Consider the following 21,254-nt stretch of genomic DNA (forward strand, 5'->3'; position numbering starts at 1 on the left):
GCGTCTCGCAGGTTGAACCCCATGACTCCACAGCCTTGCTTCACCCTTGACCGCAGCCAGCCGGAACAACTGACCGTCCGGCTCGACGGCGCCTGGACCCTGCACGCCGCGCCGCCTTCGCCTGCGGATCTGCTGGCCGCCCTTGCCTCCCCTGTGCGCAGCCTCGCCTTTGCCGCCGCCGCCCTGGACGACTGGGACACCCAACTGCTGATCTTCTTGAAAACAATTATTGCCGCCGCCCGCGCAGCCAACATCAGCGTCGATCTGGGCGGTTTGCCGCCCGGAGCGCAACGACTGCTGGCGCTGTCCGAAGCTGTTCCGGCCACCTCCACCTACGACAAAAGCGGACGCGAATTGCTGGTGACCCGCCTGGGTCGCCTCGTGCTTGACATTGCCGGCCAGGCGCGGGAAGTGGCGGCCTTTACCGGCGAAATCGTCCTTGCCTTTCTGACCCTGTTTTCCGGCAAACCGCCGTTCAAAACCCGGGATTTCTTTTATTTCGTGCAGAATTGCGGCATCGATTCGCTGCCGATCGTATCGTTGATTTCTGTGCTGGTGGGGGTGATCCTCTCGTTTGTCGGCGCGGTGCAACTGCAGATGTTCGGCGCCCAAATCTATGTGGCCAATCTGGTCGGACTGGGCATGGTGCTGGAGATGGGCGCGCTGATGAGCGGCGTGATTATCGCCGGCAGAATCGGCGCGGCCTATGCGGCGCAACTGGGCACCATGCAGGTCAACGAAGAGATCGACGCCCTGCGCACCATGGGCATCTCGCCGGTGGGCTTTCTCGTCCTTCCGCGGATGCTGGCCCTGATGCTGATGCTGCCCTTGCTCTGCATCTACGCCGACATCATGGGCATTCTGGGCGGCTCGGTCATCGGCGTCACCATGCTGGACCTGTCGCTGGTCGAATACCTGGAACAGACGCGCAAAACCCTCCACCTCAGCCAGTGCGGCCAGGGTTTGTTCAAAAGTTCGGTCTTCGGGGTGCTGATCGGTTTTGCCGGTTGTCTGCGCGGCATGCAGTGCGGCCGCAGCGCCCTGGCGGTTGGCGAGGCCACCACCTCGGCGGTGGTCACCTCGATTGTCCTGATCGTGGTCTCGGACTCGATCATCACCTTTTTCCTGTACCGGTAAAGCGGCAATGACCACGGATCCTGTCCCGGTCATCGCCGTCAAAGGGCTGACCATGGCCTACGGCAGCTTTGTGCTGCAGCGGGACATTAATTTCACCATCGCGCGCGGCGACATCTTTGTGATCATGGGCGGTTCCGGCTGCGGCAAATCCACTCTGCTGCGCCACATGATCGGCCTCAAACCGCCGGCGGCCGGTTCGGTCTGGTTTGGCGAGGAAAACTTCTGGGAGCTGAGCGAGGAAGACCGCGCCGGGATCGTGCGCCGGGCGGGCGTGCTGTATCAGTCCGGCGCCCTGTGGAGCTCGATGACGCTGGCGGAAAACGTGGCCCTGCCGCTCCAGCACTACACCAATCTCACCCCTGCGGTGATCGCCGAACTGGTGACCTTCAAGCTCTCCCTGGTCGGCCTGGCCGGTTTCGAGGAGTTTTACCCGGCGCAGCTCTCCGGCGGCATGCGCAAGCGGGCCGCCCTGGCGCGGGCGATTGCATTGGACCCGGATTTTCTCTTTTTCGACGAACCCTCGGCCGGACTGGACCCGATCAGCGCCCGCAATCTCGATGAATTGATCATGGAACTGCGCGAGAGCCTCGGGGCCACAGTGGTGATCGTCACCCACGAACTGGCCTCGATTTACGCCATCGCCACCAACTCGGTCTTCCTCGACAGCGAGACCAAAACCATGTTGGCCACGGGCAACCCCACGACCCTGCTGCGGGAATGCCAAGACCCGACAGTGCTCAATTTTCTCACCCGGGGCACCGGGAAACGGGAGGTTCGAACGGTTTGAGCAAGAAAGCCAATCCCACCCTGGTCGGCGGCTTTGTCCTCGCGGCCCTGGTCCTGATCATCGCCGCGGTGGTCGTTCTGGGCGATTTCCAGCTCAAGGACAACAAATTCCGTTGCGTCGCCTATTTCACCGGTTCGCTCTACGGCCTCGACATCGGCGCGCCGGTAACCTTCCGCGGCGTGACCATCGGTCGGGTCAGCCAGGTCCGGATCAATTACGACCAGCAGGAGAACAATTACATCATCCCGGTGGCCATCGACATCGAGCAAACGCCGCAACTGGCGGACAATATCACTGAAAACGCCACCCCCGAAACGCTCCGCGCCATGCTTGCCCAGATGATCGCCCAAGGTCTGCGGGCGCAACTCAAGGTCACCAGTCTCCTCACCGGCAAGCTCTACATCGAACTCGCCCTGCATCCAGGCAGCGATGCGCCCCTGCGCAACAAGGACGCCAGCCTGGTGGAAATTCCCACCCTGCCCTCGGGCCTGGAACAGATCACCCAAAAACTGGAAAGCCTGCCGCTGAGCGAGATTCTCAATAAAACCGCCGCCGCTCTCGACGGCATCAACAGCATCATCAACTCCAAGGAAACCCGGCACGGCCTGGAATCGCTGGACGCAACCCTGGACCGGCTCAATTCCATTCTGGGACGCGCCGACGCCGAATTTCCGGCGCTGGCCGCCGAACTCAAGAAGGGCTTGACCAATTTCGCCGCCCTCTCGGCCACAGCCGACGTCTTTCTCCGCACCGCAGACAAGGAAATGCCCGAAATGAGCGCGGAGTTCAAACGTCTGCTGACCGGGCTCAACGCCACCGCCGGCTCCCTGACAAAAACCTTGAACAATATCGAACAAATGACCGCAAAAGACTCGACCCTTTCCTATCAGGTGGCCGCCTCCATGCGGGAAATTGAACGGGCAGCCGCCTCCATTAGACAACTCACCGATTACCTGCAACAAAACCCCAACGCACTGCTCTTTGGCCAGGGCGAGGACGCGCCATGAACGCCTGCCGATTCCGATTTTTCCTGCGCCGACTGTGGTTGCCGTTGGCCTGCGCGCTTCTGCTCGGCGGTTGCCTGGCCACCACGACCACCAACACCCTCTACGCACTGCAACCCATCCGTCAGCAACCGCTCGGCCGCGAATTCAGCAATTTCGAGGAGATTATCCTGCTCATGCCGGTGCAACTGGCGCCGCATCTCCAGGGACGGGGTCTGATCAGCCAACAAGCCTCGGGTGAGGCCCGCGCCTCGGCCACCCACCTCTGGGCCGGCCCACTTGAGCAACAGATCGCGCAGCAAATGGTCGCCAACCTCAAGGATGCGCTGGCCACCGACAATGTTGCCGCCTACCCCGGCCCGCGCTTTGGCGCCGTTCGTTATCAGCTGGAAATCGAGATGAACGAATTCAGCGGCAACGGCCAATCCTTCACCACCACCGCCGTGTATACGCTCAGTGACGCCGCCGACAAGACCATCCTAACGCGAAAGACATTTCGCCAGACGCGGCCCATCGACAAACCCGCCTATTCCGGCTATGTTGCAAGCGCTTCAGAGGCCATTGCCGATTTGAGCACGGAGGCGGCCACGGCCTTGCTGGCTGCCCGTCGCTCGCAACCCGCACCCCCGAAACGCCCATGAACATTAATCGCCTTGCCCTGTTCGCGGTCGCCCTGCTCGCCCTTGCCCGTCCTGTAAGCGCCGAGGCGCTGACCAAGTGGCTCGACCAGACCGTCTATGTCCCCATTTATTCGCACATTTACGCCGACGACCGCTACCGAGACACCCCTTTTCTGCTCACCGCCACCCTCAGCATCCGCAACACCGATCCCGCCAAGCCGTTCACCTTGAAGAGCGTCAGCTATTACGACTCCAAGGGCGCGTTGCTGCAACAGTATCAGGACAAGCCGGTGGTGATTGAACCGCTTGGCTCCACCCGCTACATTGTTCCGGAATCGGAATCCAAGGGAGGTTCCGGCGCCAAGTTCCTGGTGGAATGGGAGGCCGAATCGGCTGTTGTTGAACCGATCATCGAATCGGTGATGATCGGCACCAAAATGCAGCAGGGCATTTCGTTTATCTCCACCGGCCGGGTGATCAAGGGAACCCCGGCCCGCTAAAAAAGCACGCGTCTCCCCATGCGCAATCCGCTCATCCAAACCGGCTTTGTCCGCGTCCGTCGTCAAGGAACGTCCATGTCCCGCTTGTCTCGCCTCCTGCTTGTCTGTATCGTCGCGGTCGCCCTCAACGGCTGCCACGCCGCCCGAACCAAGGGTTTGTTTGGTAAAATGATGGAGCCCGAACCGTTGCGGGTGGGGATCTCCGTCGACGCGCCGCCGCTGGCCCACAAAAAGGACAACGCGGTCGTTGGCCTGGAGATGCAGTTTGCAACCGGCCTGGCCGCCTCGGTCGACCGAAAGCTGGAAGTGGTGACGGCGCCGCGACAGGATCTGCCCCAGGCCCTGCTGGACAAAAAGGTGGACATCATCATGAACGGGATGAGCGTGGCCGAGGCTCACAAGCAGAAACTGGCCACCGCCAACCCCTACATCATTTCAGGCCAAGTGGCCCTGGTGCATCTGGACGACTTCAAACAGTTCGGCAGCGGCACGCACAATCTCACCGATAAAAAGGTGCGGCTCGGCGTTGTCGACGGCAGCTCCGGCGACAACCTGATCAAAGGGCTCAACCCCAAAGGTGCAACCACCCGCTACCCCTCGGCGCCCGAGGCCTTGCGGGCCCTGATCACCGACCGCATCGACGTCTTTGTTTTTGACCTGCCCGCCAACTTCTACTACGCCTCCCTCTTCGTCGACAAGGGGCTGACCCCCGGCGTCACCCCCCTCACCCGCGAACCGCTGGCCTGGGCCGTCCGCCCGGACGACGCCAAAATGCGCGACGCGGCCAACGCCTACCTGGCCGGCATCGAAAAAAGCGGCGAGCTGCAGAAAATGCTCGAACGCGCGATCCCCTTCTACCGCAACACGGCGTATAGCCCGAAGCTGTGACGGCCGTCCTGTGGAGGCGCGCCGACCATTGGCCCGATTCTCCACCAGACCAAGACGCCCATTTTCCTTTGCCCGCAGTCTTCTGTCAGCGTCCTGTTGCTTCAACCCAGTTTGCCAAGCGCAATGCTCACGCATTCAACTTCACGAACAGTATTGGCAACCAGCGTCAACCCTCCACTGCGCGCGTGCCCGGCAACAAGGCAGGCGCGCAGTCGAACCGCGTAATGAAATAATCCTGCCGCCGGATCAATCTGGTTGATTCAGTGTGAATTATCGAAACATTGATTGAACTGGCCCGAGAGATTCACCCGGTTGACGCACCAAACGATGCGCTCAATCTGGTGAAGGACTCGTCTTTTGCGGCTCGCGTCTTCAGGCGGAGTCCGCCTGCTCTTCCCGGGAAAGCGTTTCCCCCGCAAGCTGATCATCCATCCGCACATCCAACCGCACCAGCGCCCGGTACAGACTCTCCCGCCCCATCAGCTCGTCGTGGCTGCCCTGCTCGACAATCCGGCCCTGATCCATGACGATGATCCGGTCGACCCGGCGGATGGTGGACAGCCGGTGGGCGATCACCAGCGAGGTGCGGCCGCGAAAACCGGTGGATATCGCCTCTTCCAGCAAATTCTCCGATTCGGTGTCAATCGAGGCGGTGGCCTCGTCCAGCACCAGAATGGCCGGATTGCGGTAGAGGGCGCGGACAAAGGAAAGCAGTTGCTTCTCGCCCAAGCTGAGGTTGAGCGCGCCTTCGCCGATGCGGGTGTCCAGCCCCTGGGGGAGACGGTCGATGAAGGGCTGCAGGCCGGTCTGGGTGAGGATGTCGGCAAGCCGCGCCTCGTCCGGCGGCTGATCCAGGATCATGTTGGCCCGCACGGTGTCAGGCATGATGAAGATGTCCTGCATGATAATCCCAACCCGCTGGCGCAAGGCCGCAAGCGGCAGATCGCGCACGTCGCGGCCGTCGATCAGAACCTGCCCCTGCACTGGATCGTAAAACCGGACCAGGAGCGAAATCAGGGTTGATTTGCCGGCCCCGGTGGCCCCGACCAGGGCGACCGTCTCGCCGGAGGCGATGGTCAGGTTGATGTCAGTGAGGATCGGCTGATCCTGCTGGTAAGCAAAATGAACCCCGCGAAATTCGATCGAACCGGTCAGGGGAACGGCTGCGGCCGTCGTCTCGGGCGCCGGCGCCTGCATGGCGGAGCGGGCGTCCAGGGTCTGAAAGATGCGTTCCGCCGAGGCCATGGCCGACTGGACAATCGAATACTTCTGGGACAGCTCGCGCAGGGGCTGAAAAAAGAGCCGCATGTAGGAGATAAAGGCCGCCAGCTCGCCAATGGTCAGGTGGCGACGGATCACCTCGCCGCCGCCGTACCAGATGATCAGGGCAATGGCCGCCGAGCCCATCAGCTCGGTCAGCGGCATGAAGGCGCCAAAGACGCGGATCTGGCCAAAGGAGCGTACCAAATATTCCTGGGTCAGGCCACAGTGGGTCTGGCTGCTCCGGCCCTGACCGCCAAAGCTCTGGATAACCCCGACGCCGGCCAGGGACTCGGCGAGGAAGCTGTTGATTTTCGACATCTGCGAGCGGATGGCGCGGAATTTCTCGCGGGCAAAGCGGGAAAAAACCACGGTCACCACCACGGCCAGGGGGATGAAGACCGCCATCACCAGGGCCAGTCGCCCGTTCATCATGGCCAGAAACCAGAAGATGCCCGCCAGTTTGAGGCCGTCGTTGAACAGGGTGACCATCACCGAGGTGAACATCTCGTACATGTTCTGGATGTCGTTGGTCAGGCGGGTAACCAGCCGACCGGCGGGCTGGCTGTGGAAATAGCTGAGATCCAGGGTCAGGACATGGGCAAACAGGTGCTGCCGCAACCGCTGCATAATCGATTGGCCAATCCATTCCAGCAGTACCACCTGGGCGAAGGTGGCGGCAAAAACAACGCCGACCAGCAGGCCGTAGTACAGCGCGGTTTGTCCCAGACCAGCAATCCGCGCCGCATGGTCGAGGCTGTCGGCAACGATGTAGTGGTCGATCCCCAGTTGCATCAGCCGGGGCAGGCCAAGGGTGGCGGCGGTGACGACCAGGGAGAGCGCCACCGCGCCGCCCATGCCCAGCACATGGCCCCGGCAGTAGACCAGGAGCCGCCGCCAGATGTGGGCGTCGCCGAACGAGCCGACCTGGCCCTCTTCTGAATAGCCGAAATTATGCATGGCCCTGCTGTTTTTCCGCCATGACGCGGTAAAAAGGGTTGGCCAGCAGGTGTTCGTGCCGGCCTTGGTCAACGATCCGGCCCTGATCGAGCAGGACGATCCGGTCGGCGTGGCGCAGCACGTTGACCCGGTGGGAGACCAGCAGCACCGATTTGCCTCCCAGGCTGGACAAAATGCCCTGCAGCACCTGCTGTTCGGTTTCGACGTCAATGGCGGACAGGGCGTCGTCGATGATCAACAGCGGCCGGTCGCAGAGCAGCGCCCGCGCCAGGGCCAGCCGTTGCCGCTGGCCGCCGGAGAGCTTGACGCCGCGCTCGCCGATGACCGACTGGTAGCCCTCGGAAAAGGTGCGGATGTCGCCGTCAATGGCCGCCGCCCTTGCTGCCGCCTCGATCTCGGCCAGGGTCGCCTCGGGCCTGCCAAAGGCGATGTTGGCGGCAATGGTGTCGGCAAAAACCACCGGCTCCTGGCCCACATAGGCGATGCAGCGGCGGATGTCGGCCTGGGAGAGCCGGTTGACGTCCACACCCCGGAAAAAGAGCATGCCGTCGGCCACCGGATACATCCTGAGCAGCAGTTTGCACAGGGTGGACTTGCCCGAACCGGTGCGGCCGCTCAGCCCCATCAGACCGGGCGTGATGGCTAGGCTGACGTCGCTGAGCGCCGGACGAACGGCGCCCTGATAGCTGAAACTCAGCCCCCGGCAGACGTAGCTGGTGGTTGCCGCCTGCGGCAAAGGCTCGGTCGGGCCGATGTCGACCGCCGGTTGCTCCGAGAGCAGGCGGTGAATCCGACGCAGACTGGTGACGCCCCGCTGGGCGAGGTTGGCCACCCAACCCACCGCCATCATCGGCCAGATGAGCATGTAGAGGTAGCTGACAAAGGCGACGAACGAGCCAATGGTGATGCCGCCCTCGATCACCAGTGCGCCGCCGTAATACAGCAGCAGCAGCATGCCGATGTTGCCCACCAGGGTGGAGATGGGAAAGAGCAGCCCCTGGATTGCCGCCACCTTGAGATTGATCCGCACATAGGCCTCGCCCAGGGTCTGAAACCGCCCTTCCTGGAACCGCTCCAGGGTGTAGGCTTTGATCAGCCGGATCGACACCAGATTGGCGCGGGCAAATTCGGTGATCAGGGAAAACTGCTCCTGCACCAGGTTGAAACGGTGGTGAAGACGGCCGGAGAGGATGCGGGTGCAGACGATTAGCAACGGCATGGGCAACAGCGCAATCAGGGTCAGTTTGACGCTGATTGCCAGCATGAAGCCCAGAGCCGCAGACGACATCACCAGCGCGTCCACCGCCGCCACCAGCCCCATGCCGCAGGCCATCTGGATGGTGGCCAGATCGTTGCTGGCGTGGGCCATGAGATCGCCGATGGTCCACTTCTCGAAAAACGGCTGGTCCATGCGCAGGATGTGATCAAAGAGCCGGTCGCGCAGTTTTTTCTCCAGGATGCGGGAAAAGCCGATGATCAGATAGCGCCAGGTGAAACGGAGCGCCGCCACCGACAGCGCCACCAGGCAGACGTACAGGCTCAACTCCAGCAACCGAGCCGATGTGGCGGTTCCGGCCGAGAGCGCGTCCACCGCCGACTTGACGAATCGGGGAATGATCAGCTGGAGGAAATCAACCACCACCAGGGCCACAAAACCGCAGGCCAGGCGCAGCCAATGGGTGCGGAAAATGGGCCGCAGGATGCGCAGCAGCGAACCGATGCGGGCTTGGCTGCCGGCGTCGGCGGCAGGATGTCCGGCGTCAGGGCCGGCGGGAAAATCGCTCATGGCAGGGAGGGCAGCAGCTCTTCGTAGGCGGCGGTGAGGCGAATGAATTGCTCGGTGTCGCCGCCCTTGTCGGGGTGCAGCTCAAGGGCTTTTTGCCGGTAGATGCGGGTGAGGTCTTTTTTGCGCATGCCCGCCAGTTGCTCGGCAGTGAGCCCCAGAATGGAAAATGCCTGGGGACGCGACATCCGGTCGGCGTCAGGCCGGACGCCGCTGTGAAACCGCCGCGAGCGCGAGGAACGGGAAAAGCGGGTCCAGGCCGGGGACTGTTCCGGGGCGGCGTCGAAATACATGATCAGATAGCGGATCAGAGGGTCGGGCAGACAGCGGGCAGGTTTGTATCCGCGCCAGAATTCCGGGTCGGCGGCCAGGCGGCAGACCTCGGCGACAAAATGGGCGTCCATCTGGTCGCGATTGAGGGCCTGAGGGATGGAGCGGGCGTAGCTTTCCGGAAAAAACCGCTGCAGATCAAACACCGCAAACAGATAGTGCGGGTATTCCCGGGGCGGCAGGGCCTGCTCCCGCGCCAGGATCAACTGCTCGATCTCGTCGCGCGATTTGTCGAGCAGGACGGTGTAGAGCGCGGCAGTCTTGTCGATCGTCTCCACCGACGTCCGGCCAAGCCGTAAAAAATGGAGGCGGCGGCGGTCCATGGCGTGGGTCTCGCGCATCGCCCTGGCGCGCAGGGCCTCGTCCGCCGGACGCCAGTTGCGGTAGGCGTGGCGGTTGCGAAAGGGCTGCAGCTTGGTTTTGATGTAGGGGTCGATGAAGGGAAAAAACAGTTCTTCCAACTCGCGGTACGGCGCGGCGACGCCCTGGGCGCGCAACCCTTTGAGGAAATCTTCGTCAATATGAAACGAGGAGTCGCCGCTGTAGACAAACACCCGGCCAGGATCAAGCCCTAAATCGACGAGGTCGCGGGAGAGAAAAACCCCGCCGCTGCAATAGGATTCCCGAAGAATGTAACGATGGAGCCGGGAGCCGGCCTCGGTGCGGGCAAGATACATAGACAAAAAGCTCAACGACGCAAGGCAAACAACAGAGGAAGCGACGACCGGCCGACCGGGAGAATCCCGCAGCCGGACGATTCACAGAAAACGGCTGACAATGTCCTCAACCGCGTCAATTGAAAAGGGTTTGGCCAGGGCCGAGACAAAATTATATTCGGCAAAGCGCTGAATGACCTCGCTGCCGCTGTCGCCGCTGACCGCAATCATGGCCGCTTCGGGATGCAGCTCCGCAATCCGGCGGGACGCGTCCAGCCCGCCCATGCCGCTGTGCACTCGCAGATCAAGCAGGGTCAGATCAAAGGGCTTGCCGGCGGCCATCTGGGCGCTATACAGTTCCACAGCCTCCTCGCCGGTGGAGGCCACGCTCACCATGCAGCCGTAGTGCTCAAACATCTTGCGGTTGATCAGGCGCATCATCTCCTCGTCGTCCATGACCAGCACCCGCCGCCCGCTCCCCGCTCTCGCAGCAAACCGGGGATCCGTAACCACCGAGTTCTGCAGGGGAAAATAAAGATAGACCGTGCAGCCGCCGCCGGCGGGCGACTCAATCCACACCAGGCCGCCGTGTTTTTTGACGATGGAATGGACAATGGTCAGCCCCAGCCCCATGCCCTTCTGCGCCCCCTTCTGCTTGGTCGAAAAATAGGGATCAAACACCTGCTCGGCAAGGGCCGGCGCAAGGCCTGGACCGGAATCGTGAAACGCGATCCGCACCAGTTCCCCACTCGGCACAGGCTGACCGGTTCTAGCCGCCTCCTCGGCGCCGTCGACGCGGTCCAGGGTCACCTCAATGCGGCCGGTTGCGCCCATGGCGTCGACCGCGTTTTGGGTCAGGTTGACAAAGACCTGACGAATGAGATCGGGGTCCAGGGTGATGGCCAACTCTTCTGCGCCGCCCGTCACCTGGCAGCCGATGCCGGTGGGGGCGAGTTCGTGGGCCAGCACCGCGTCGATCAGACTGCGCAACTGCACATGGGATTTCTGCGGCAGGTAGTTGTCCGAGAAGGTGGTGAACTGGCGGATCAACTGCACGGTGAGGTCGAGCGCCTTGGCCGATTCATTCAACAACTGGTTGACGCCGCCGTCCCGGCTGATGTAGCGGGCCATCTCCAGGTTGCCGCTGACGATAGTCAGCAGATTGTTGAAATCATGGGAAATGCCGCTAGCCATGAGCGACATCGCGTCAAGCTTGCGAATCCGCTGCAACTCTTTTTCCAGCTGGCGCTGGCGTTGCTCCAGCATCTTGCGCCGACTGACGTCCTGCAGAATGCCGATGATGAAAAAGGTGTCGTCCTCAGGCACCGGCGCCAGATTGAAGGTCACCTGCCGGTCGCCCAAAAGGATGGGGTCGTCGTAGGCAAACACCAGGGGGGTGAAATCGGCGGCGCCAGCCACCTGCTCCAGCCACTGGTTGACGCACTCCCGGCCGGCCTCGGGCAGCAGTTGCGCCAGGGCCGCCCCCAGCACATGGGCCTCGGGCAGATTGAACAGGGTCAAGGCGGCGCTGTTGGCCATAACAATCCGACCCTGATGGTTCAATTCCACCACCCCCTCCGCCATCCTCGCCAGGATCACCTCGCGGTGTTTTTTACTGATCAGGAGTTCCTTGGTGACCTCGCGCGGATACAGCCCCTCCAGGCCTTCAATGCTGCCGTTTGCGCCGCGCTGGTTGCGCCGATACCGTTCCAGAGCAGCCTTGACGTGTGTCTGCATGGTGATGGTCGTGCCCTTGGCAATGCAGACGTCGGCCCCGATCCCCAGGGTGGCGTCGTTGTCCTCAAGGGCCACCCCGGAGAGCACCACCAAAAAAATGCCCTGCAACTCGGGCGTGTTGCGAATAATGTAGCCCAGCTTCTCGCCGTCGATCTTGGGCATGATCAGATCGGTGAAAATGATGTCGGGTCGTCTTCTGGCAATGCAGTCCAAGGCGGCCAAGCCGTCCTCGGCCGCTTCCACCTCGCAACCTTCGCCCTCGAGCACGTAGCAGAGGATCTTCCGGATCACCGGACTGTTGTCGACAACCAGCGCCTTGATCTCAGCCATTTTCGAGCAACTCCTTGACCGCGCCGGCCAGTTCGCGAACGTCAAAGGGTTTGCTGAACACCCTGTCCGCCCCCAGCTCCTGCGCCGCCGGCAGATAGGCCTCCGGGCCGATCCGGCCGCCGCCGGATATGGCGATGATTTTGATGTGGGGAAACTCTTTTTTCAGCGAAGTGATGGTCTCCAGCCCTTCCTGTTCGGGCATGATCAGATCCGTAATCACCAGGTCTGCCGGCTGTTTGCGCTGCTTGTGCATGCCTTCGCGGCCGTCGCCGGCCTCCGTCACTTCGTAGCCGGCCCACTCCATCACCTGACGCAGCAGAATCCGCATCTGCTCGTCGTCGTCAATGACCAAGACTCTCATCCTTCTCCTCCGTCGCGACTGGGCAAAATCTCCCGGATGGCCATCGCCAGCAGCCGCATGTCCACCGGCTTGGCCAGAAATCGGCGGACCCCGGCTTCCAGCGCCTCTTCCAGGGTCACCGCCTCGCTGTATCCTGAACAGAGGATGATGGGCAGATCCGGATGCAGGGCGTTGATCTCCGCCGCCAACTGCAAACCGGTCATCCTCGGCATGGTGTGATCAGTAATGAGCAGATCGATCTGCTCCTCCCCTCTGGTGAAATACCCCAGGGCCTGCTCCGGACTGGTCGCCGGCAACACCCGGTAGCCGAGATAGGAGAGCATCCGGGTGCGCATGCTGACGATGTCTTCCTCGTCGTCGACAAAGAGAATGGTTTCGCTGCCGCGCGGCATGGCGGTGGCCGGGTCGTCTTCTTCGCCCTCAGCGTCCTGCACCCGGGGGAAAAAGACGGTGAACGCCGAGCCCTTGCCCACTTCAGATTTGACGTCGACGACGCCGTCGTGGGAGACAATGATGCCGTGCAACACGGCCAGACCCATGCCGGAACCCTCGCCCACCTCGCGGGTGGTGAAAAAGGGATCGAAAATCCGCTCCAGCATCTCCGGGGCAATGCCCTTGCCCGTGTCCTGCACCGTCAACACCACATATTTCCCCGGCGCCAGGTCGTGGTAGCGCAACTGTTCCGCCCGGCCGGTTTCGATCTCCCGCAGTGAAATTTCAATGGTTCCTGCAGCGTAATTCAAGGCCTGGGCGGCGTTGGTGCAGAGATTCATCACCACCTGCTGGATCTGGCCGGGGTCGGCGTAGATCATGCCGATGTTGTCGCCCACCGCCACTTTCAACTCAATAGTGGCCGGCAGGGAAGCGCGCAACAGGCGGCAGGACTCCTTGACCACCGGGGCGACCAGCAGGTTGCGACGCTGGTTGACGGATTGGCGGCTGAAGGCCAGGATCTGGGTCACCAGTTCCTTGGCCCGGTTGCCGGCCCTGCGCACGGCTTGCACGTGTTCGGTGATCTCTTCATAGGTGATGGGCGGCCCCATCGACGCCTTGGCCGCGTCTTCCTGGGCCGGCAGGCGATAGAGCAGCAGATCGGCGTTGCCCAGAATAGCCCCAAGGATATTGTTGAAATCGTGGGCAATGCCGCCGGCCAGGGTGGCGATCGACTCCAGCTTGTGGGCGTGGACCAGCCGCTTTTCCAAATTGCGCTGCACGCTGATGTCCTTGGCGGAATAGACGTAGCCGACAATCTGCTCATCAACAAACAGGGGCGCGCAGGAGACGGAAAAGGTGCGACCCAGGTAGCGGTGGGTGATTTCCTGGCAATGCGGCTTGTTGTCGTGTCGCACCGTTTGCATTGGGCAGAGCGGACAGACGGCGTCGGCGCCGGCAAACAACTGGTGACAGGTCTTGCCCTCAATGGCCGCCCCGTTGACGGACAGCAGTTGAAAGGCGGCCCGATTGCCTTTGACGATCCGCAACTCGTTGTCCAGGATGAGCACCGGATCGATGATGGCGTCAAAGGTGTTGCGCCACTCCTCAAGCGAGCGCTGGAGCGCCGGGCTCAGAGGGTTTCCGGCAAACAGTTCGTCCGTCCCGGTTGCGACTGGCGCGACAGTTGGCGACGACTTGGCCTGAGCAGCGCGCAGACCGGGGCGCAGGCGCGTCAGATAGAACACAACCGTGAACACGGCATACACAGCAAGCAGGCACGAGACAAGGGGCAACACGGGGCTGTTCACTTCACCTTTCCGGAAAGTTGAGGGGATCGTTGACGAAATATCCGTTCCCGGAAAAAGTTGATCGTCTTCCGGCGGCGATCAACAATCCGGACCTGTTCGGGGATAAGGTCCGAGATGCCGTTGCGCATGATGGACATCTTGTATTCTATGTTTGCGGCAAACCGGTTGTCCAGGTACCAGGCGTAAAAAAGGCCGAAAAAGAGTCCCGGCGGCGTGAACCCTTCGCCGGGATTGATCACCCGAGTAAACACCCGCTCGTCTTCCCGCAACCGGTGCATCCGTGAGAGCCGCAGGTAGGCGTCGATGTCCTCAGGGGTAAGGAAAGAGGCCAACTGCTCTTTTTCCCGAACTTTGAGGCGGAAGACCCGTCCCACCAGGTCATCGCCGGACACCAGATCGGCCATCCGCTTTTCCTGGGCGTAATTGCCCAACAGCGACTGGCCCAGGGCGACGAGAAAGACCATCTCGAACCGGTTGAGGTTCTCGGCCTGATCCTGGCGGATCTTGATCCGCTGATCGTGGGGATCGTAAAAGGAAAAAACATTGTCCCATTCCTGGCAACGCTTCCACGAACCCGGCTCCACCAGGGTGACGCCGCGAATAAACTGCAAATGCTCCAGAGGGATGTCGGGATGGAGCCAAATGATCTCCACCACCCGCTCCAGCAGCCATTTGCGTTCAATCTCGGTCATTTTGACCATGGTCATGGAGCCCGCCGGGATCAGCTCGGTGCTGAGATACTGCAGCTGCGAACGGATCTTGTCATAGCGCAGGCAGGGAACCAGCTTGACCGGACACTCGCCGGTGAACACGCCGTCGGCGGCCGGCAACGGCTCCTTGCACGCGGGCGGTTTCAGATAACCGGCCAATTGCAAGGCCCACAACCCCTTGATGGCCTGGGCCAGGGCGTCGGGGTCGTGTTGAATGGCGCCGCGCTGCCGCAACTGCTCCTCGGAAAACACCTTGGCCTCGATGGAACCAAAGCCAAGCGCCCGGACCCGGTTGCGGTCGATATAGATCGGCTCCTTGTCCTCCAAGGCGTAGCGCTGCAGGACTGAACCGGGGATGTCGGTCAGATCCAGGGCCACCACATGGGAAAACAGGTCGTAGACGCCGCCGGGGATGTTGCGGTGATAGGCCCGGATCAGATCGGAGACGTAAAATTTGCGGTCCGGCGCGTCGCGGGCCACGTCGGTCTCGCCCTTCTGCACCCAGATGTTGGCCACCAGCACCTTGAGGGCGGAACGGTTTTTGCGAATGGCCTCGGCCAGACCGGGCACCTGCAGGATCGGGATAATCGAGGTGTAGAGACTGCCCGGGGCAAAGAGGATGATGTCGGCCGCTTGCACCAGCTGCGCCACCTCCGGCTGGAGAAAGGGATTGCGGCTGAACTCGACCAGCACCCGGTCCACCGGATAGCCACGCCTGGCCTTGCCCGATTTGTCTTCGCTGGTGACCAGCACGCCGTTGCCATAGAGGATCTGCAGTTGCGACAAGGTGGTGGTGCAGGGAAACACCGCGTTCTGCTGCGCCCCCAAACAGGTGGAAATCTCGGCCAGCCCGCGAATGGTGGCGGTGCGCACCACCTGATGCGAGGCCAGCAACTGGGTGGCGTCCAACGAGGGGTCGAGCTGTTTATAGATCGCCCCGGCCAGGAGCAGGTTGCCCAGACATTGCGGCCGATGCAGGGTTGGCGCCAGGCGAGGGTCGGAGTAGAGCCGGGAGGCAAGATCGCCCAGATACACGCGCAGGGGTTCAGGCAGGTCGCTCAGGACCGCGTTGGTGTCCTGCAGCAGTTGCGCGGCCGATTCGGGATGGGAGATGAAGCGGTAGTTGAACACCGCGTGCAGGGCGGCGGCGCAACGGGCGGCGCCCATCCGCTCCAGGCCGTAGATCCGAATCAAGTTGGCCCGCCGGATGGAGGAGATCAGCACATGGCGAAGATCGCCCAAGGCAATCAGGGGCAGGTCTTTCTGCAGCTCGCCGGTGGAACCGCCGTCGTCGGTGACGCAGACCACCGAGCTGACTTGAGGGAAGACCTGCTTCAGGCCGGTAAAGGGCGTCCGCGCCCAACCCAACCGCCGGGAATCGCCGCCGACGATGTTGGACAGTCCGGTGCCGCCGCCCAACACCACCACCCGGGCGGCGCTGCCGTCAACCACCTCGATCTGTTGCCGAAGTTTTTTAAACAGCGAGGCGATGGCCGGCGAAAAGGCGGCCACCGGGGTGTTGTCGAGGACAATCGAGGTGATCTTTTCCGCCAGGGAGTTTTCCGGCAGGACGTCGAGCACCGAAAAACCCTCGGAGGTCAAAAACTGCAGCTGCGACTTGAGTTGCTGCGGGCCGGCCATGCCTAACCTTGCCCCCGTTGCGCGGAGCGAGAGGCTGTCACTGCGCCGCCGTCAACAGTGCTTCGACCCGAAGCAAGTCCTTGGGGGTGTCGACCTCCACCGAATCGTGATCAGTCAGCACCACTCGGATGGTGTAGCCAAACTCCAGCGCCCGCAACTGCTCCAGCTTTTCAAACCGCTCCCACTGCCCTTCCGCAAGGCCGACAAAGGTCATCAGAAAATCTTTGCGGTAGGCGTAAAAACCAAGGTGTTTGTAGTAGGTCGGCTGCTCCTTTTCGCTGGGATCGCGCTGGAAAGGAATCGGCGAACGTGAAAAATAAAGGGCGTTGCCGCGGCAGTCAAACACGGTTTTGACATGGTTGGGGTCGGCAATCTCTTCGGGGCGGACAATTTTATAGATCAGGGTCGCCATGGGTAGAGAAGAGTCGTCGATCAGCGGCCGGGCCACCTGTTCGACGATCTCGGCCGGGAACAGGGGCTGATCGCCCTGGATGTTGACGATTACGTCCTGGTCGGCAATGTCGAGCACCCCGGCGGCCTCGGCCAGACGGTCGGTGCCGGTGGCGTGATCGCGCCGGGTCATGACCCAGGCGCCGCCAAAGGCCTCCACCGCCTGGGCGATGCGTTCGTCGTCGGTGGCTACAACCACCTGGGACAACAGCCCAACCCGACGGGCCCGTTCGACCACATGCTGAATCATGGGCTTGCCCTGGATCAGGGCCAGGGGCTTGCCCTCAAAACGGTTGGATTGATAACGGGCGGGGATAATGGCGATTACTTTGGGTTCGGTTGCGCTCATCAATCGTTCCTGGAGTTTTTCCCGAGGGAGGCGACATTGTTGTGTTCTTTTACTTGGGTCATGATACAGTGCGGCCAGACAAAAGGCAATCACCAAAAAAACCATCAGGTTACAACGGAAAACAACCTTGTCCGTCTCTCCCCTCCCCCTTGTTCTCCACGCCGATGGGTCGTCCGCCCCAGACCGGGCGCTGGGCCTGGCCCAAGCCCTCAACATTCCTCTGGCCGCCGCCCCTCCCGCCGAAGGCCTGCTGCTGCGCTTGACCTCAGAACATCTCGAATTGCGCAAATTGGGCGATCCGGCGTTGCCCGGTGCCCTGTGGGTGGATTTCAACCGCCCCGCCGCCCGCCGCCGCCTGCTCCATCCGGGCGAGGAGCTGCTGACTCAGGCGGCCAAGGTGCGCAACGCCGCCCAACCGCTGCTAATTGACGCCGCCGCAGGCCTCGGTCGCGACGGTTTCCTGCTCGCCGCCAGCGGTTTTCGAGTGCTGATGTTTGAATGCAATCCGGTGGTTGCCGCCCTGTTGTCAGACGGCCTGCAGCGGGCCGCCCGGATTGTGGAGCTGGCCGACATTGCCGCGCGAATGCGGCTGACAACGGCCAACGCCCTGGATCGCCTGCCCGCGCTGGCCGAGCAACCGGACGTTATCTACCTGGACCCCATGTTTCCAGAGCGGTCCAAAACCGCCAAGGTCAAACAGGATTTGCAGCTGTTGCAGTTACTCGACCAAAAAAGCGAACCGCCCGAGCAGCTTTTGTTCGCCGCGCTTAAGGTGCAGGCCAAGAAGGTGGTGGTCAAACGACCGCTCAAGGGGCCCTTCCTGGGCGAACGGGTGCCCTCCTACTCACTCCGGGGCAAGGCGGTGCGCTTTGACGTCTATGTGGGTTCCGGGAAAAAACGGGAAAGCCCCTGATTCAACGCGCCGGCTGGCGTCCCGAATCAGAGGCATACAGCAGGGAGCAGGGAGAGGCGGCTCAGACCTGCGCCGCTTTTTTCAGCGCTGCGGCAATCTTGGTTTTCTGCTCGTCGGCCAGCAGGATCGGCACCTGGTAGGTCAGGGCCCGCTCGAGAATCGCCGCCGAGGCCGGCAGGGCCTGCGGATCGTACACGATGCGCCGCTTGCCGTGGGCGCTGAACGGCCAGCCGCCGTGGCAGTAGGTCTTGCCTTCAAGCAGGTGCTCCCAGTTGGGATAGTAATGCCAGCCGTTTTCGCTCCAACGGACCGCGCCTACGCCTTCGTCGCGCAGCACCTGGTTGACCGCCGTGGTTCGCTCGCTGTCCGGCAGCATGAAGGTGAGGAAGGTGGCGGAATCGCCGTCGGCATCGAGAATCTCGCGGAACCGGACGCCGGGCAGCACGCTCGCCGCCTCCTGGAAAAAGGCTTTGTTGGTCTTTTGGGCGGCAACGATGCCGTCCAGCTTGGCCAACTGAGCCAGACCGATGGCCCCCTGGATCTCCATCATCCGGTAGTTGAAGCCAATGAAAGGCCGCCCCTCGCCGCCGCGTCCGCCGGGATTGGGCGCATGGTCGTGGCCGTGATCCTGGTATTCCGACATCCGCCGCCACAGCGCCTCGTCGCTGGTGATGCACATGCCGCCCTCGCCGGTGGTCATGGTCTTGACCGCGTCAAAGGAAAAGGTGCCCACCGCGCCAAAACTACCGAGATGCCGGCCGTGCAGCCGCCCCCCCGCCGCCTGGGCCGTGTCTTCGATCACCGGGATGTTGCAGCGGTCGGCAATGGCCTTGATCTCCTCGATCCGGGCCTGGGCCCCCATCATGTGCACCGGGACGATGGCCTTGGTTTTCGGGGTGATCTTCTTTTCCAGATCGGCCGGGTCCATGTTGAGCGTCAGGTCGACCTCGGTGAAGACCGGGACGGCGCCGCAATCGAGAATGGCCTCCCAGGTGGCGACAAAGGTAAAGCCCTGGGTGATCACCTCGTCGCCGGCGCCGACGCCGAGCGCGGCCAGCGCCACCTTGAGGGCCGCAGTGCCGGAGGTCACCGCCTGGGCGTGGGTCGCGCCGGTGTAGGCGGCAAAGGCCTGCTCGAATTCGCGCACCTTCCACACATCCTTGCGCTGGGCGGCAAACTCGTAGCGAAAGAGCACGCCGCTGTCCAACACGTCCAGAACCTGCTGTTTTTCTTCTGCTCCAAAAATCTCAAAACCAGGCACAATGCACCTCTTGTAGAATAGTGGGGATACCGAAAACGGCGAACTCCGTTCTCGGCCCGTCAGTTCGCGTCCTGGGGCAGGACATAGCCGTTGTCGATCAGGCGGACCTTGCCGTCGATGTGGACGGCCAGGGCCAGCACCGTGCGCTCGTCGGCCTCGGCAACCGGCTCCAGGGTTTCGCAGTCGACAAAGCTGGCGTAGTCGATGGCGGTTCCGGCAAAGGAATGGATGTGCGCCTCCACCAGGGCGTGCAACGCCGCCGTTGAGCGCACGCCCTCGCGCGCCTTGGCCCGCGCCAGCTGCAGACCGGTCGACAAACTCAGCGCGGCGGCCCGATTCGCCGGGTCGAGATTGGCGTTGCGCGAACTCATCGCCAGCCCGTCGGCCTCGCGCACAATCGGCTGGCCGACAATCCGCACCGGGATGTTCATGTCCGCGACCAACCGGCGAATGATTGCTAGTTGCTGAAAATCCTTCTCGCCAAACACCGCCGCATCGGGCTGCACAATATTGAACAGCTTGCTGACCACGGTCGTCACCCCGGCAAAATGGACCGGACGGCTTTTACCGCAGAGATGGGTCGCCAGATCTTTCACCCGCACCTCGGTTTGAAACCCCTGGGGATACATCAGGTCCGGGGTCGGGGCGAATACCGCCGCCACCTTTTCCTGCCGCAACAGCGCCATGTCGCGTTCAAAATCGCGGGGGTAACGGTCCAGATCCTCGTTGGGTCCAAACTGGGTGGGGTTGACGAACAGGCTCGCCGCCACCAGATCGCACAAGCCGGCCGCCCGGCGCATCAGGCTGAGATGGCCCTCGTGCAAAAAACCCATGGTCGGAACCAGGCAGATGGTCGCGCCTAAGCGCGCTTTGGCCCTTGCCCACGCCTGCATCTCTTCTGGCTTTTGAATTATTTCCATTATTTTTTCAGTTGGTTGAGTCTGGACTGCACCATCTCCCGAACCGGATCGGCCTGCCCCCGTGCAGCCTGCGCCCCTGCTGCTTCGAGATATTTGCCGTACATGGCCGCGGCCTCCTCTTTCTTGCCCAGCAGCTCGTTCACCCGGCCCATGGCCCGGTAGGCCTCGGCGGCAAACTCTTCCTTGGCGACCAGCTCGTTGTAAGCGGCCAAGGCCTTGTCCCACTGCTTCTCGTTTTCATACAATCCCGCCAGCTTGTTGAGCGCCAGGGGTTTAAGCAGGGATTTTGCCGACAAGCCGGCGTTGATCGCCTCCAGACGGCTGATTGCCTGGGCGCGCTGTCCTTCATGCTCCTCAAGCAAGGCCAGCTCGATTTGCGCCCAGAGCGCGGGGCCGGTTGCACCGTATTCCGACACGACCTTGTCCAGCAGCTGCCGCTTGCCCTGCTTGGCGATCAGGGCTGCGTCCAGGGCTGCTGACGCCTGCGCGGCGCGGTAATCGCGATAGGCAAAGTACGACGACAAACCAAGCGCCAGGAGCACGCCCACGGTCACGACGATCCAGATGGACCGCTGATTGCGCCGGATAAAGGCGATCATGGCCGGCGGCAGGTTGAACTGTTCCATCAGCCCCATGGGCGGGGCCAGCGGCTGCAGCTTGATGTTGTCGCGATCAAAGGCGCCTGGTTCGGTCATGCGATGGGTGCTCCCTGGTGAAAAATAATGTGGTGTATGGCGAATGCAGCGTTCGGCCGTGCCGATCAAAAGCCGCAATCAGGCGAAACCGCGCCGGGAAATACCCGTTGCGCGCGCCCGGACAAGGCGGTACAACACGCGAGCCCGGACGCCAAAATGCCCGATTATAACCCGGCGAAAAAAAAAAGCATCAGCCAATCCACCATGAAAATGCAAAAAG

Annotated in this window: 19 protein-coding genes; 8 read left to right on the forward strand and 11 right to left on the reverse strand. The window is 62.2% G+C overall.

Going from position 1 to position 21,254, the window contains the following annotated elements; all coding sequences use genetic code 11:
- Window positions 1-21 precede the first annotated feature (21 nt).
- From RCH93_RS17760 to RCH93_RS17785, 6 genes are all read left to right on the forward strand, one after another.
- Window positions 22-1,137 (forward strand): ABC transporter permease, encoded by a 1,116-nt coding sequence (locus RCH93_RS17760; protein WP_306549776.1) that lies wholly within the window; start codon window positions 22-24, stop codon window positions 1,135-1,137.
- 7 nt (window positions 1,138-1,144) lie between these two features.
- A complete protein-coding gene (locus tag RCH93_RS17765) occupies window positions 1,145-1,924 on the forward strand; it encodes an ABC transporter ATP-binding protein (RefSeq protein ID WP_306549777.1) in 780 nt (259 codons plus the stop codon).
- Complete coding sequence (locus tag RCH93_RS17770; RefSeq protein WP_306549778.1) at window positions 1,921-2,931, forward strand: MlaD family protein; 1,011 nt, start codon at window positions 1,921-1,923, stop codon at window positions 2,929-2,931. The genes RCH93_RS17765 and RCH93_RS17770 overlap by 4 nt, the downstream gene beginning before the upstream one ends.
- On the forward strand, window positions 2,928-3,569 hold the full coding sequence (locus tag RCH93_RS17775) for a membrane integrity-associated transporter subunit PqiC (protein ID WP_306549779.1): 642 nt from the start codon (window positions 2,928-2,930) through the stop codon (window positions 3,567-3,569). Before RCH93_RS17770 ends, RCH93_RS17775 begins: the two co-directional genes overlap by 4 nt.
- Window positions 3,566-4,048, forward strand: coding sequence for a DUF3124 domain-containing protein (locus tag RCH93_RS17780; RefSeq protein ID WP_306549780.1), 483 nt, complete (start codon window positions 3,566-3,568; stop codon window positions 4,046-4,048). The genes RCH93_RS17775 and RCH93_RS17780 overlap by 4 nt, the downstream gene beginning before the upstream one ends.
- 75 nt (window positions 4,049-4,123) lie before the next feature.
- The gene (locus RCH93_RS17785) at window positions 4,124-4,936 is read left to right on the forward strand and encodes an ABC transporter substrate-binding protein (protein WP_306549781.1); all 813 of its coding nucleotides are present in this window, start codon (window positions 4,124-4,126) and stop codon (window positions 4,934-4,936) included.
- 372 nt (window positions 4,937-5,308) lie between these two features.
- Here the strand turns inward: RCH93_RS17785 and RCH93_RS17790 are convergent, their stop codons facing one another.
- The 8 genes from RCH93_RS17790 to kdsB all read right to left on the reverse strand — a co-directional run bounded on the left by RCH93_RS17790 (window position 5,309) and on the right by kdsB (window position 17,245).
- Window positions 5,309-7,156, reverse strand: coding sequence for an ABC transporter ATP-binding protein (locus RCH93_RS17790; RefSeq protein ID WP_306549782.1), 1,848 nt, complete (start codon window positions 7,154-7,156; stop codon window positions 5,309-5,311).
- Window positions 7,149-8,942 carry an ABC transporter ATP-binding protein gene (locus RCH93_RS17795; RefSeq protein WP_306549783.1) on the reverse strand — a complete coding sequence of 598 codons (1,794 nt, stop codon included), beginning with the start codon at window positions 8,940-8,942 and terminating at the stop codon, window positions 7,149-7,151. The genes RCH93_RS17790 and RCH93_RS17795 overlap by 8 nt, the downstream gene beginning before the upstream one ends.
- Window positions 8,939-9,952 carry a J domain-containing protein gene (locus RCH93_RS17800; RefSeq protein ID WP_306549784.1) on the reverse strand — a complete coding sequence of 338 codons (1,014 nt, stop codon included), beginning with the start codon at window positions 9,950-9,952 and terminating at the stop codon, window positions 8,939-8,941. Before RCH93_RS17800 ends, RCH93_RS17795 begins: the two co-directional genes overlap by 4 nt.
- Before the next feature lie 75 nt (window positions 9,953-10,027).
- Window positions 10,028-11,992, reverse strand: coding sequence for a response regulator (locus RCH93_RS17805; protein WP_306549785.1), 1,965 nt, complete (start codon window positions 11,990-11,992; stop codon window positions 10,028-10,030).
- Window positions 11,985-12,353, reverse strand: coding sequence for a response regulator (locus RCH93_RS17810; RefSeq protein ID WP_306549786.1), 369 nt, complete (start codon window positions 12,351-12,353; stop codon window positions 11,985-11,987). The genes RCH93_RS17805 and RCH93_RS17810 overlap by 8 nt, the downstream gene beginning before the upstream one ends.
- On the reverse strand, window positions 12,350-14,095 hold the full coding sequence (locus tag RCH93_RS17815; protein ID WP_306549787.1) for an ATP-binding protein: 1,746 nt from the start codon (window positions 14,093-14,095) through the stop codon (window positions 12,350-12,352). Before RCH93_RS17815 ends, RCH93_RS17810 begins: the two co-directional genes overlap by 4 nt.
- On the reverse strand, window positions 14,092-16,446 hold the full coding sequence (locus tag RCH93_RS17820) for a gluconeogenesis factor YvcK family protein (RefSeq protein ID WP_306549788.1): 2,355 nt from the start codon (window positions 16,444-16,446) through the stop codon (window positions 14,092-14,094). Before RCH93_RS17820 ends, RCH93_RS17815 begins: the two co-directional genes overlap by 4 nt.
- Before the next feature lie 37 nt (window positions 16,447-16,483).
- Window positions 16,484-17,245 (reverse strand): 3-deoxy-manno-octulosonate cytidylyltransferase, encoded by a 762-nt coding sequence (kdsB, locus tag RCH93_RS17825; protein ID WP_306549789.1) that lies wholly within the window; start codon window positions 17,243-17,245, stop codon window positions 16,484-16,486.
- A gap of 127 nt (window positions 17,246-17,372) precedes the next feature.
- On the opposite strand from kdsB, the gene RCH93_RS17830 reads away from it, so the two are divergent.
- A complete protein-coding gene (locus tag RCH93_RS17830) occupies window positions 17,373-18,158 on the forward strand; it encodes a class I SAM-dependent methyltransferase (protein ID WP_306549790.1) in 786 nt (261 codons plus the stop codon).
- Between the two features lie 61 nt (window positions 18,159-18,219).
- Here RCH93_RS17830 and RCH93_RS17835 read toward each other — a convergent pair whose 3' ends face one another.
- The 3 genes from RCH93_RS17835 to RCH93_RS17845 are packed head-to-tail and all read right to left on the reverse strand — an operon-like array spanning window position 18,220 to window position 21,034.
- Entirely contained in the window at window positions 18,220-19,419 is a 1,200-nt protein-coding gene (locus RCH93_RS17835; protein ID WP_306549791.1) for a DegT/DnrJ/EryC1/StrS aminotransferase family protein, read from the reverse strand.
- Between the two features lie 59 nt (window positions 19,420-19,478).
- Window positions 19,479-20,339 (reverse strand): pantoate--beta-alanine ligase, encoded by an 861-nt coding sequence (gene panC / locus RCH93_RS17840; RefSeq protein WP_306549792.1) that lies wholly within the window; start codon window positions 20,337-20,339, stop codon window positions 19,479-19,481.
- A complete protein-coding gene (locus RCH93_RS17845) occupies window positions 20,339-21,034 on the reverse strand; it encodes a tetratricopeptide repeat protein (protein ID WP_306549793.1) in 696 nt (231 codons plus the stop codon). The genes panC and RCH93_RS17845 overlap by 1 nt, the downstream gene beginning before the upstream one ends.
- Before the next feature lie 36 nt (window positions 21,035-21,070).
- Here RCH93_RS17845 and RCH93_RS17850 point away from each other — a divergent pair.
- On the forward strand, window positions 21,071-21,254 hold a 184-nt coding region (locus tag RCH93_RS17850), incomplete at its 3' end, for a hypothetical protein (RefSeq protein ID WP_306549794.1).

Source organism: Desulfobulbus sp. (assembly GCF_030824455.1).
Lineage (GTDB): Bacteria > Desulfobacterota > Desulfobulbia > Desulfobulbales > Desulfobulbaceae > Desulfobulbus.

Coding starts and splice junctions, on each gene's coding strand:
- RCH93_RS17845 (WP_306549793.1), bottom strand. CDS start 21,034: ATGACCGAACCAGGCGCCTTTGATCGCGACAACATCAAGCTGCAGCCG.
- RCH93_RS17760 (WP_306549776.1), top strand. CDS start 22: ATGACTCCACAGCCTTGCTTCACCCTTGACCGCAGCCAGCCGGAACAA.
- panC (WP_306549792.1), bottom strand. CDS start 20,339: ATGGAAATAATTCAAAAGCCAGAAGAGATGCAGGCGTGGGCAAGGGCC.
- RCH93_RS17775 (WP_306549779.1), top strand. CDS start 2,928: ATGAACGCCTGCCGATTCCGATTTTTCCTGCGCCGACTGTGGTTGCCG.
- RCH93_RS17795 (WP_306549783.1), bottom strand. CDS start 8,942: ATGAGCGATTTTCCCGCCGGCCCTGACGCCGGACATCCTGCCGCCGAC.
- kdsB (WP_306549789.1), bottom strand. CDS start 17,245: ATGAGCGCAACCGAACCCAAAGTAATCGCCATTATCCCCGCCCGTTAT.
- RCH93_RS17785 (WP_306549781.1), top strand. CDS start 4,124: ATGTCCCGCTTGTCTCGCCTCCTGCTTGTCTGTATCGTCGCGGTCGCC.
- RCH93_RS17810 (WP_306549786.1), bottom strand. CDS start 12,353: ATGAGAGTCTTGGTCATTGACGACGACGAGCAGATGCGGATTCTGCTG.
- RCH93_RS17820 (WP_306549788.1), bottom strand. CDS start 16,446: ATGGCCGGCCCGCAGCAACTCAAGTCGCAGCTGCAGTTTTTGACCTCC.
- RCH93_RS17780 (WP_306549780.1), top strand. CDS start 3,566: ATGAACATTAATCGCCTTGCCCTGTTCGCGGTCGCCCTGCTCGCCCTT.
- RCH93_RS17765 (WP_306549777.1), top strand. CDS start 1,145: ATGACCACGGATCCTGTCCCGGTCATCGCCGTCAAAGGGCTGACCATG.
- RCH93_RS17805 (WP_306549785.1), bottom strand. CDS start 11,992: ATGGCTGAGATCAAGGCGCTGGTTGTCGACAACAGTCCGGTGATCCGG.
- RCH93_RS17790 (WP_306549782.1), bottom strand. CDS start 7,156: ATGCATAATTTCGGCTATTCAGAAGAGGGCCAGGTCGGCTCGTTCGGC.